The sequence below is a fragment of the Pseudescherichia sp. genome (genome assembly GCF_031979925.1).
In the GTDB taxonomy this organism is placed as follows: domain Bacteria; phylum Pseudomonadota; class Gammaproteobacteria; order Enterobacterales; family Enterobacteriaceae; genus Pseudescherichia.
In genome coordinates, this window is record NZ_DALZFB010000013.1 from 45950 (window position 1) to 57490 (window position 11541).

Annotated in this window: 9 protein-coding genes and 2 other RNA genes; 7 read left to right on the top strand and 4 right to left on the bottom strand. The window is 56.5% G+C overall.

Going from position 1 to position 11541, the window contains the following annotated elements:
- Positions 1-6: 6 nt before the first annotated feature.
- Positions 7-210: an LPS translocon maturation chaperone LptM gene (gene lptM, locus RTM13_RS17935; protein WP_312213837.1), complete on the bottom strand. Its 204-nt coding sequence runs from the start codon at positions 208-210 to the stop codon at positions 7-9.
- Between the two features lie 135 nt (positions 211-345).
- Here lptM and cyaY point away from each other — a divergent pair, with 135 nt between their 5' ends.
- Positions 346-666 carry an iron donor protein CyaY gene (gene cyaY, locus RTM13_RS17940; protein WP_312213839.1) on the top strand — a complete coding sequence of 107 codons (321 nt, stop codon included), beginning with the start codon at positions 346-348 and terminating at the stop codon, positions 664-666.
- Positions 667-734: 68 nt separating this feature from the next.
- Here cyaY and cyaA read toward each other — a convergent pair whose 3' ends face one another.
- Positions 735-3281 carry a class I adenylate cyclase gene (cyaA, locus tag RTM13_RS17945; RefSeq protein ID WP_312213841.1) on the bottom strand — a complete coding sequence of 849 codons (2547 nt, stop codon included), beginning with the start codon at positions 3279-3281 and terminating at the stop codon, positions 735-737.
- Between the two features lie 343 nt (positions 3282-3624).
- Between cyaA and hemC the strand changes: the two genes are divergently transcribed.
- The 6 genes from hemC (at position 3625) to RTM13_RS17975 (ending at position 11189) form a co-directional block, all read left to right on the top strand.
- A complete protein-coding gene (gene hemC, locus RTM13_RS17950; protein WP_312213843.1) occupies positions 3625-4566 on the top strand; it encodes a hydroxymethylbilane synthase in 942 nt (313 codons plus the stop codon).
- The gene (gene hemD / locus RTM13_RS17955) at positions 4563-5303 is read left to right on the top strand and encodes a uroporphyrinogen-III synthase (protein WP_312213845.1); all 741 of its coding nucleotides are present in this window, start codon (positions 4563-4565) and stop codon (positions 5301-5303) included. The genes hemC and hemD overlap by 4 nt, the downstream gene beginning before the upstream one ends.
- A 21-nt stretch (positions 5304-5324) precedes the next feature.
- Positions 5325-6512: a uroporphyrinogen-III C-methyltransferase gene (hemX, locus tag RTM13_RS17960; RefSeq protein ID WP_312213847.1), complete on the top strand. Its 1188-nt coding sequence runs from the start codon at positions 5325-5327 to the stop codon at positions 6510-6512.
- Positions 6513-6514: 2 nt separating this feature from the next.
- Entirely contained in the window at positions 6515-7711 is a 1197-nt protein-coding gene (hemY, locus tag RTM13_RS17965) for a protoheme IX biogenesis protein HemY (protein ID WP_312213849.1), read from the top strand.
- Between the two features lie 561 nt (positions 7712-8272).
- The gene (locus tag RTM13_RS17970; RefSeq protein ID WP_312213851.1) at positions 8273-9985 is read left to right on the top strand and encodes a hypothetical protein; all 1713 of its coding nucleotides are present in this window, start codon (positions 8273-8275) and stop codon (positions 9983-9985) included.
- On the top strand, positions 9945-11189 hold the full coding sequence (locus tag RTM13_RS17975) for an RHS repeat-associated core domain-containing protein (protein ID WP_312213853.1): 1245 nt from the start codon (positions 9945-9947) through the stop codon (positions 11187-11189). Before RTM13_RS17970 ends, RTM13_RS17975 begins: the two co-directional genes overlap by 41 nt.
- Positions 11190-11209: 20 nt before the next feature.
- Here RTM13_RS17975 and RTM13_RS17980 read toward each other — a convergent pair.
- Positions 11210-11342: non-coding RNA, RtT sRNA (locus tag RTM13_RS17980), on the bottom strand.
- Positions 11343-11376: 34 nt separating this feature from the next.
- Positions 11377-11509: non-coding RNA, RtT sRNA (locus RTM13_RS17985), on the bottom strand.
- Between the last annotated feature and the right edge of the window lie 32 nt (positions 11510-11541).

Genomic DNA, 11541 nt, shown 5'->3' on the forward strand with positions numbered 1-11541 from the left:
TTACCGTCAGTAAATCACCTGAGTCGGGCCGTCAGTGGTACCGCGATCGTTACGCGTCGGCGTACTCGTCTGGGCCGGGTTATCGACTTTCTTCGTTGGCGGTGGTGCAGATTTGTCAGCGGGCGGAAAATAGAGAGGTCCCTTCAAACCGCAGCCCGTCAGGCTAAACAGGGTCAGAAGTACCGCCAGCGAACGAAAAACGTTTTTCATTATGGTTGCCTGTAAGTTCATGCTTTATGTTTTCTATCATCGCAGGAGAGGGCACAAAAGCAAGAGTTTGCACGCCGCCTGCAATGGGAATTATTTCGCGTTATACTGCCGCCATCACGATCAGAAGGAAAAAAAATGAACGACTCTGAGTTTCACCGTCTTGCCGATGGCCTGTGGCAGAACATTGAAGAGCGCCTGGATAGCTGGGACGGCGACAGCGATATCGACTGCGAGATTAACGGCGGCGTGCTGACCCTGACCTTTGAAAACGGCAGCAAAATCATCATTAACCGTCAGGAGCCGTTGCACCAGGTCTGGCTGGCCACCAAACAGGGCGGCTACCACTTCGATCTGAAAGGCGACGCCTGGATCTGCGATCGCACCGGCGACAATTTCTGGGATCTGCTGGAGCAGGCGGCAACGCAGCAGGCCGGGGAGCCGGTGAACTTCCGTTAATAACGGTTTCGCGCCCTTGTAGGCCCGGTAAGCGCAGCACCACCGGGCATTACGTCAGCAAACTGCCCTCAGGAAAAATAGTGCTGCAGCAGCGGCGCGTCGTTGTTTGGACTGGCCGGCGGCGGCACGCCAATCGCCTGGTTACGGAACGGGATCACTTGCGCACGCCCATCAACTTTTACAATCTGGTAGAACTGCGGCAGATTGAAGTTGATAAAGCTGGAGCCGTAGGTAAAGCGATCGTGGGATGAGGAGTAGAAGCGGCTTACGTCGCGCACCAGCTCCTCTTTGCTGCCCTCACAGTGGTGATACACCTCTGCCCGGTTGCTCTCGTCCAGGATATAGATGTTAAAGCCCGTCTCGTCGCCCGCCTCTTCAAAGAAGAACTGAATAATCCCTTCGCTGGCAAACCCATCAACCACCGACGGCAGCTTGACCTGGTTGGTCTCTACCTGCACCGACAGGCCGTGCAGCTTGTTGTGGGAGATCGCCCCGTAGAACTCAATGGCATTCTCCAGCTTCTGCACCGACACGTTCAGACGCTCAAAGAAGAGTCCCCAGGTCTGCCCGGCGACGCGCAGCGCTTTAAAGCGACCGGTCTCCTGCCGGGTGCTGGAGAGGCGCAGTTCAATGCACTCTGACACCAGCTGCTGTACGCGGGTACGAATCAAACCGCGCAGGTGCTGGCTATAGCAGAACACCTCTACGCTGTCCGGCGGCGCGGCGTCCTGGTGCATCTTACCGAGAATGGTCTTCAGCGCCTCGATCATCGCCTGCTCGCCGTTAAAGTGCAGGGTACGCACCTCGTTCCACGAGTTGCGATAGAGCAGATCGACGCTGCCCACCAGGCAGTTTTGCTGCTCGCCGAAGCTGAACACGTCCAGCTTGCGGAAGTCAAAATGGACCACCTGATTGCGGAATGCCGCCGTCGGGTCGTACTCCAGATTAACGATAATCGCCAGATGACGAATTTCACACGGGCTGTAGAGCGCCTTCGGCGTCGGCGCAGGCAGGCGCAGCGGGAAGTGGTGCGACACGTCGGCGACCATCTCCTGCAGCTTCGCCAGATCGACAATGCCGTTGCCCTTAATAAACAGATGCGTGCGCGACGTCAGCAGGCCGTTAAACCACGCCCATGCCACCAGCTTGTTCAGATAGCGGTTATACTCCAGCGGCTGCTGGCTGATAATCGAATCCATGCTCGGGGCGCGGTTGTAGAGATACCACCCGGAGCGGTTGGCCCGGCCCGGCGGCACATGAATAAAGGTCAGATTCGGCTCAGAGAGATCCGGTGAAATCTGCGGATTGACCAGCGTCACTTTCCCCGGCAGCGCTTCAAAGGCGGCATACAGCTTACGGGTCAGCACGCCGATATCCTGCGGGCTGGCGGAGACGCTAAGGTTGTTACGGCGTGCAAAGCGGATCAGGTTACGGTAGCTCTGCATCATGGCATCAAGCAGTTCGTTATGCGCTTCGCGCACCTGGCCGATTTTCCAGTTGGCGCGGTTATCGAGCATGGCGAGACGCGCTTCGTCCCAGCCCCACTCTTTTACCAGCGAGCTGACAACCTCACGTCGCCAGCCAACGCAGGCGCGCTCGCGACTCAGCTTTTCACACACTTTTAAGTAGAAACATCGACGCACCAGATCGAGGCGCGTGAAGTCCTCGATCGCCGTCAGGTAGTGGGTGACCCGCTCCAGCATCATGCAGTAGTGATCGAGACCAAAGGAGACGATCTCCCCGTCATGCAGCCGCTGTTTAATGTCTTTTGCCAGCAGGCGCGTGTTCGGGTACTCCCACGAGTAGGCTTCAAGCAGCAGCGTTTTCAGCACCGCTTTATAGGGAGAGTCGATGCTTTTATAGAGCTGCCACAGGCTAGCCCCGAAGTACTCCTCCGCTGACAGCGAGCTAAGCCCGCCGAGATCCAGCCACTCGTTTGGCGTCAGCACGCCCTGGGCATATAGCGACATCACGTAGTCGTCGTAGTTAGCCTCTTCATCGCCCGGAACCATGTTCCACAGGATACGCTTCCCGGCCAAGCGTACGGCGGTACGGTAGAACTCATCGAGCAGTAAGATGTGCTGGGTAGAGCCACAGTCTTCCCCGCCGAGGCTGCCGCTTTCGTTATGGCGGAAGCGGTTTTCATCGATCAGGAAGAAGCTCACCTCTACGCCGAGCGAAGCGGCCCAGCTCTCCAGCAGGCTGCATTTACGTTGTAATAGCTGACGCTCGTCGTTATCAAGCCACGACTGATGGCACACCCAGATGTCGAGATCGGAAGAGCTGCTCTGTCCGACCGATGAGGTGCTGCCCATAGTATAGAGGCCAGTGATAGGCAGCTCGCCCTTGGGCGACTCCTGCACCGGCAGGCCACGACTGAGCTCCAGCTCGTTAAGGTAGTGGAGCTGGTTTTCATCGGGCGTGTAGAGACAGATGCCGCGGGGAACGCTACCGTCAAGGTAACCCGGCATCAGCGGATGATGATAATGCAATAATGTAGGCAGCAGACTGTATACCTGCTGGAAAGCAGGCCCCATAGCGGCCAGCGCGCGATCGACACGCAGTTGGTTTATGGCATCCAGTCTCTGTTTCAGAGTCTCAATATAGAGGTACAAGACGTATCGCCTGATGTTTTAAACCTTTCCGTAGCGCCATGCTGACAGCAACGTCGGCAACGCGGTCCGGTTCAGATTTTTAGTATTACAAAGATACCCGTCACCCTTTTTCGTCCTTATGATTATGTGAGGACAGACGAAAAAATGGTCTAAAACGTGATCAATTTAACACCTTGCTGATTGACCGTAAAGAAAGATGCGCTACATACAAGTGTAGCATCGTTCGTTACGTGTAAATCCCAGAATACGGCCACTTCGCCCTTTTGCGCAATCACCCGTGAAAACTGACACCCTAAGACAACAGTGTTAGGATGGTCGATGGACGACAATGACGGTAACAAGCATGCCAGACACTATTTTAAGAATCGCCACACGCCAAAGCCCCCTTGCGCTCTGGCAGGCACACTATGTTCAGCAGCGCCTGATGGCCTGCCATCCGGGGCTTAACGTTGAGCTGGTGCCGATGGTTACGCGTGGCGATGTGATCCTCGATACCCCCCTCGCCAAAGTCGGCGGTAAAGGGCTGTTCGTTAAAGAGCTGGAGCTGGCCCTGATTGAGAACCGCGCCGACCTGGCCGTCCACTCGATGAAAGATGTGCCGGTTGAGTTCCCGCAGGGGCTGGGTCTGGTGACCATCTGCGAGCGTGAAGATCCGCGGGATGCCTTCGTCTCTAACCGCTACGAGAGCCTGGACGCCCTGCCTGCGGGCAGCGTGGTTGGCACGTCAAGTTTACGCCGCCAGTGTCAGCTGGCTGAACGCCGCCCGGATCTGGAGATCCGTTCGCTGCGCGGCAACGTCGGTACCCGGCTGGGCAAGCTCGATAACGGCGACTACGACGCCATCATTCTTGCTGTTGCCGGGCTGAAACGTCTCGATCTCGAATCGCGTATCCGCGTGGCGCTGCCGCCGGAACTTTCTCTGCCCGCCGTGGGTCAGGGTGCAGTCGGCATTGAGTGCCGTCTGGACGATGAGCGCACCCGTGCGCTGCTGGCACCGCTTAACCATGATGATACCGCTCTGCGCGTCAAGGCCGAACGAGCAATGAACATGCGGCTGGAGGGCGGCTGCCAGGTGCCTATCGGCAGCTATGCTGAACTGGTCGACGGAGAGATCTGGCTGCGGGCGCTGGTGGGCGCACCGGATGGCTCGGTAATGGTGCGCGGTGAACGGCGCGGCAAGCCGGAAGAGGCCGAACAGCTGGGCGTCTCCCTCGCTGAAGAGCTGCTGGCTAACGGCGCGCGCGAGATCCTGGCCGAGGTCTATAACGGAGAAGCGCCTGCATGAGTATCCTGGTCACCCGCCCCTCTCCCGCCGGGGAGGAGTTAGTGAGCCGTCTGCGCGCACTGGGCAAGGTGGCCTGGAGCTTTCCGCTGATCGAATTTACCCCTGGCCGGGAGCTGGCTACGCTGCCTGACCGTCTTGCCACCCTGACGGCTAACGACCTTATCTTTGTGCTATCGCAGCATGCGGTGGCCTTTGCCCATGCGCACCTGCAGCATCACGGCCTGCACTGGCCGGTTGCGCCCCGCTATTTTGCTATCGGACGTACGACCGCGCTGGCGCTTCATACCGTGAGCGGTCTCAATGTACGCTATCCGGTGGATCGGGAAATCAGCGAAGTGTTGCTACAATTACCTGAATTACAAAATATTGCGGGTAAGCGTGCAATGCTATTACGTGGCAATGGTGGGCGCGAGCTGTTAGGCGATACGCTGACAGCTCGCGGCGCTGATGTTACATTTTGTGAATGTTATCAACGTAGTGCGAAGTTTTATGACGGCGCGGAAGAGGCTATGCGCTGGCAGACTCGTGGGGTCACGACGATCGTGGTGACCAGCGGCGAGATGATCCAGCAGCTTTTCTCACTGATTCCGGCCTGGTATCGTGAAAACTGGTTACTTCGCTGCCGTCTACTGGTGGTAAGCGAACGTCTGGCGCACCTCGCCCGGGACTTGGGCTGGCAGGATATTCAGGTCGCTGATAACGCTGACAACGATGCGCTGCTGCGCGCATTACAATAACTCTCATAATGGGAAGCCATAATGACGGAACAACAGAACTCCTCTGCCGTGGTTGAAGAGACCAGGGAGGCCGTGGATACCACGCCACAGCCAGAAAAAGCTGAGAAGAAGGATCGCACCAATAAGACCAGCCTTGCGCTGAGTGCGATTGCTATCGCCATTGCGCTGGCGGCTGGCGTGGGGCTTTATGGCTGGGTGAAACAGCAAACCTCAACGCAGTCCGCCACCAGCGCTGAGCTGGTGAGTCAAATTACTGCCCTGCAGAAGGCGCAGGAGACGCAAAAAACGCAGTTTGAAGCGGTCATCAAGCAGCAGAGCGATGCGCTGACAGCAGCAGATCGTCAGCAGGCTGAGCTGAATAAGCAGCTTGATGAGCTGTCGCAGAAAGTGGCGACCATTTCGGGAACCGATGCTAAAACCTGGCTGTTGGCGCAGGCCGATTTCCTCGTGAAGCTGGCCGGGCGGAAGCTGTGGAGCGATAGCGACATCACTACCGCCGCCGCGCTGCTGAAAAGTGCCGACGCGAGCCTGGCCGATATGAACGATCCGAGCCTGATTGCCGCCCGCCGCGCCATCACCGATGACGTGGCCAGCCTCTCCGGCGTGGCGCAGGTGGATTACGACGGCATCATCCTCAAGGTTAACCAGCTCTCCAACCAGATCGACAATCTGCGCCTGGCGGATAACAACGACGACGATGCGCCGATGGATAACGACAGCGGTGAGCTCTCCAGCTCACTAAGCGAGTGGCGGGTAAACCTGCAAAAGAGCTGGCACAACTTTATGGACAGCTTTATTACCGTCCGCCGCCGCGATGAGACCGCAGTTCCACTGCTCGCTCCGAACCAGGATATCTACCTGCGGGAGAACATCCGCTCTCGCCTGCTGGTTGCTGCGCAGGCTGTGCCGCGTCATCAGGAGGAGACCTACAAGCAGGCCCTGGATAACGTCTCCAGCTGGGTACGTGCCTACTACGATACCGATGACGCCAGCACCAAAGCGTTCCTTGAAGAGGTCGATAAGCTCAGTCAGCAAAATATCACCATGGATCTGCCGGATTCGCTGCAAAGCCAGCCGATTCTGGAGAAGCTGATGCAGACGCGCGTGCGTAATCTGCTGGCACAGCCAGGGGCAGCAGCGAATGAAGCAACACCAGCTCCGGCGGCGAATGAAGCTGCGCCTGCCGCTGCGCCGCAGCAGGGGGAATAATTATGCTTAAAGTATTGCTCCTCTTTGCACTGCTGCTTGCCGGGATCGTTGTCGGACCTATGGTCGCCGGACATCAGGGCTACGTGCTGATCCAGACCGATAACTACAACATTGAAACCAGCGTGACGGGTCTGGTGATTATTCTGATCCTCGCCATGGTGGTGCTGTTTGCCGTTGAGTGGCTGCTGCGCCGTATTTTCTATACTGGTGCGCGCACTCGTGGCTGGTTCACGGGCCGCAAACGCCGCCGCGCCCGCAAGCAGACCGAGCAGGCGCTACTCAAGCTGGCCGAAGGCGACTATCAGCAGGTTGAGAAGCTGATGGCAAAGAATGCCGATCACGCCGAGCAGCCGGTGGTTAACTATCTGCTGGCCGCCGAGGCAGCCCAGCAGCGCGGCGACGAAGCCCGGGCTAATCAGCATTTGCAGCGCGCCTCCGAACTGGCCGAACACGATCCTATTCCAGTAGAGATCACCCGCGTGCGTCTGCAGCTGGCCCGTAACGAAAACCATGCGGCACGCCACGGCGTGGATAACCTGCTGGAGATTACGCCACGCCACCCTGAGGTGCTGCGTCTGGCCGAGCAGGCCTATATCCGTACCGGAGCATGGAACTCCCTGCTGGACTGCATCCCGTCTATGGCGAAAGCTGGCGTCGGCGATGAAGCGCACCGTGAGGCACTGGCCCAGCAGGCGTGGATTGGCATGATGGAGCAAGCCCGGGCCGAACGGGGCAGCGATGGCCTGAAGACCTGGTGGAAGTATCAGAGCCGCAAAACCCGCCATCAGGTTGCACTCCAGGTGGCCATGGCCGAGCATCTGATTGAGTGTGACGATCATGACACCGCCCAGGAGATCCTGCTCGATGGGCTGAAACGTCATTATGACGATCGTCTGGTACTGCCGATCCCGCGTCTGAAGACCAATAACCCGGAACAGGTAGAGAAAGTGCTGCGCCAGCAGATTAAAACTCAGGGCGATCGCCCGCTGCTGTGGAGCACGTTAGGCCAGTCGCTGATGAAGCACGGTGAGTGGAAGGAGGCGAGCCTGGCCTTCCGCGCCGCGCTGAAGCAGCGTCCGGATCCGTTTGACTATGCCTGGCTGGCGGATACCCTTGACCGGCTACAACAGCCGGAAGAGGCAGCAGCCATGCGCCGTGACGGCCTGATGCATACCCTGCAGAACAATCCCCCGCAGTAAACCCGCCATAAAAAAACGCCCGCTCTGAAACCAGAGCGGGCATTAAACAGGTCTGCGTGACAACAAATTGGTGCTTCACTCAACGTTGTGTCCATGGTGTTTGATGAGGCCGGAGCGACATCTGTCTGTGGACGATAAGCACCATTAAACGGCTCTGCGTCATTCCCGAGTTTATGAAGCCTGGCGGCGAGCATAAGAGATGGAATGAGCATCTACAGGTATATTATTGCACAACCCGTGCCACTTTTTCACTCCTAAAACTAGCAGCCTGTATTCATTTAAGAATTATGGAAGGTGTCACGAAATCGGCGTAAAAAACGTTAGGTCACACGGTTAAAGCAACAAAAGTGTCGCCTTCTGGCGACGAAAACAACAGGCAGCAAATAAGATTATTTAAAACAAATGATTAGGTGTCTTTAATTAACGACACTTGGTAGAGCCTTTGTCTTCTTAATAGTTTTCAGCCTCTCTATTCTGCTCATTTCAGCCAGCCAGAATCCTGTACCTTTTGTTTAATATTGCACCAGATACGCTTTATAAAAACAGGAAAGGTAAAACGAAATGAGCAATCTAAACATCGCTACCGGTACGCCGGTAGTCAGCGTCACCGATAATCGGGGTGGAATGGTACGCGCCCTAAACTGGAACCGAGAGCAGGCATCGGACCCGCAGCGCCTGCTGGTTAGTCATTCGCAAGTGGATGACAGCAGCAGGATGGCAGCGCACCGTGACCCACGGCTGTTTGCCGCCTGGTCGACTGACAATACGGCTCCGGCGAACCTGCGTAGCATTCCTTCGCTGGCAGGTCAGGTACTGAGTCGCCAGAGCACCGACAGTGGCAAACAGGTAATGCTATTTGACGCAGCGGGACGCCCGGTATGGACTCGGGACGGGCGCAGCACGGTGCAGACCGTGGCGTACGACGAGCTGGGGCGACCTGAGAGCGGCAGCGAGCAGCTGAGCGGGAGTGATGACATTCGCGTCAGCTGGCGCAGCGACTACGGCGATGCCGGGTCGGTGGATGATGGCTCCCAGGCGAATAATCTGCGTGGCGTGCGCGTGGCGCAGTATGATGACAGTGGCTTGCTTCAAGTTAATTCTGTGGCGCTCAATGGATCGGTGCTCAGCCAGGCGCAGCGCTTTCTGGCTTCGGCGGAAAGTCTACCGGACTGGCTGGAGGATGAAACGACGCGGGAAACGCTGCTGGAGGCAGATGTGTATACCACAACCACTATCGCCGACGCCCGCGGCGCGGCGCTGAACCAGACGGACGCCGCCGGGCATGTGCAGACCTGGCGTTATGATGTCAGCGGTCACGCCAGATATCAGGACGTGACCCCAGCCGGCGAAGAGACGCAGACCCTGCTGGCGGGCATAACCTGGAGCGCGGAGGGCCAGGTACTGGCAGAGTCGGCCGGGAATGGAGTGACCACCACTTACGGCTATGACCCGCAGAACCAGTGGCTCGCCACCATCACGGTGCAGCGTTCAGACAACTCTACGCTCCAGGCCCTGACTTACGGGTATGACTTCACTGGTAATGTTGTTTCAGTAAATGACGGCACGGTGGCAACGGGTTACTACCGCAATCAGGCCACAAACGGCACCCGGCAGTTTACCTACGATGCGCTCTACCAGCTGATGAGTGCTACCGGACGGGAGAATGTGACCAATACGGTCATGCAGTACAGCACGCTGCCGGTGATGTCGGACGGCAGCCAGTATGTCAATTACACCCGCAGCTATGTTTATGACGATAGCGGTAACCTGAAGAACCTGAAGCATACCGGTGCAGGGAGTTTTACCCGCACCATGACTACGGAGAACACGTCCAACCGCAGCGTACAGCAGAATGACGGCGGGCCGCAGACGCCGGATGAGGTGGCGGGTTGGTTCGACGCTAACGGCAACCTGCTGACCCTGCAAGCCAGTGCTGCAGGCAGTGACGGCCTGGTATGGGACGGCAGCAATAATTTGCAGTCGGTGACGCTAGTGAGCCGCAGCAGCGGCGACAGTGATCGGGAAATCTACCAGTACAGCGGCAGCCAGCGGGTGCGCAAGCAGACCCGCACCCTAGTGAACGGTGAAAGGCAGCTGTGGAATATTGATGAAGTACGCTACCTGCCGGGGCTGGAGTTACGTAAAAGCTGGCAGGAGACAGCAGGCAACAGCGCCACGCCGTCGCTGACGGAGGAGCTGCATGTGGTGACCAGCCAGGCGGGCCGGTATCCGGGTGCTGCACTGGGAAAGCGGGAAGCCGGACGGTATCGATAATAACCAGGTACGCTGGAGCGTAGACGACAACATCAGCTTACTGTCGCTGGAGCTGGACAGAGATGGCCAGCTTATCAGCCGGGAAGAGTACTATCCTTTCGGCGGCACGGCGGTGTGGGCAGCACGCAGTGAGGTGGAAGCGGAGTATAAAACCGTGCGCTACTCCGGCAAGGAGCGGGACGGCACCGGACTGTACTACTATGGTCACCGTTACTATGCGCCGTGGTTATGCCGCTGGGTGAGCGCCGATCCGGCAGGCGAGGTGGATGGGCTGAATCTGTTCCGGATGGTAAACAATAACCCTGTGACGCTCAAAGATAGTATTGGCCTCTTTACAAACGAAGACTGGGCCAGCCATATGCTCGAAGTAATGCAGTCTTTTAATCTAAGACCATTACCTGAAAATTTCGCCAATTTTTATGGCACTAATTTAATGGAGCAATTTGCTGCAATGTTCCCCGTCGTCGCCGAGGCTATGAATCCCCATCAATTAAATCAGAATTGTTATTACTGCACGATAGCAGCGTTAGTAAATACAGATGTAAATAATATTGTTAACCATACGGAGATCATGCAACAAGACTCTGCCTCACTGGATGAAATTGACTTACTATTTAACCAAGTAGGCGTACACGTTAGTACGCAGAATTTTAATGAGAACATGGGGTCTCCTCAAGATCGCTGGCAGGCAACGTATGATTATTTGAATAGAGAATTAGTCCACAATGAAGCCGTAGGGTTAGCTTATCGACGCCCGGCCAACGTTCAGCAGAACGTTTTCTCTCCAGGAGGGGGGCATGTCGTTACAGTGACAAGAAGCAATGAAAATATTTATGTTCTGGATTATCAGTCAGGCCAAATCAGCTTAATAGACAGAGAAACACCGCCTGAGAGTCTGGCACATGAAAGTTACCATATTTTTCAGCGCGTTACGAGCGCAGCCGCAACAACTAGCTGGCAAGAAGTTTATGATTTTATAACAATCCAATTTCTACGAGGTCGTTCTCAATCAGGATTAATAGGCCTGGAGATAAATGGTCGTATGGAAACGTCCAGATATGAAATGACATCATCTGGAGAATTAATTATAGAAATCGCTAATCAACCGCACACCGTATCACGAGACATTGTCTTGCAAAATGCGCTGGGAGCAAGTAATGAAATGATAAGGTTATGGCCTGCCGCTGCCACAGACGCACGGTGAGTCGGAAATTGTCAGGCATGTGGTCGGCGAGAGAGGATGACTCGCCACTTCGTGGCTCGCCCTGCGGGCCGTTGCTGAAGCAACGCTCTTTCGCTCCGCTCAAGTCGAACCTCCTGCCCCGGAGGTTCTTATCCTCTGTGAAATTTAGGCGAAAAAAAACCCCGCTATAAAGCGGGGTTTCTAAATGTGGTCGGCGAGAGAGGATGACTCGCCACTTCGTGGCTCGCCCTGCGGGCCCTTGCTGAAGCAACGTTCTTTCGCTCCGCTCAAGTCGAACCTCCTGCCCCGGAGGTTCTCATCCTCTGTGAAATTTAGGCGAAAAAAAACCCCGCTATAAAGCGGGGTTTCTAAA

Bases quoted from the DNA above. Each gene is read 5' to 3' on its own strand.
- hemX (WP_312213847.1), top strand. From the start codon at position 5,325: ATGACGGAACAACAGAACTCCTCTGCCGTGGTTGAAGAGACCAGGGAG.
- hemY (WP_312213849.1), top strand. From the start codon at position 6,515: ATGCTTAAAGTATTGCTCCTCTTTGCACTGCTGCTTGCCGGGATCGTT.
- RTM13_RS17970 (WP_312213851.1), top strand. From the start codon at position 8,273: ATGAGCAATCTAAACATCGCTACCGGTACGCCGGTAGTCAGCGTCACC.
- hemC (WP_312213843.1), top strand. From the start codon at position 3,625: ATGCCAGACACTATTTTAAGAATCGCCACACGCCAAAGCCCCCTTGCG.
- lptM (WP_312213837.1), bottom strand. From the start codon at position 210: ATGAAAAACGTTTTTCGTTCGCTGGCGGTACTTCTGACCCTGTTTAGC.
- cyaY (WP_312213839.1), top strand. From the start codon at position 346: ATGAACGACTCTGAGTTTCACCGTCTTGCCGATGGCCTGTGGCAGAAC.
- hemD (WP_312213845.1), top strand. From the start codon at position 4,563: ATGAGTATCCTGGTCACCCGCCCCTCTCCCGCCGGGGAGGAGTTAGTG.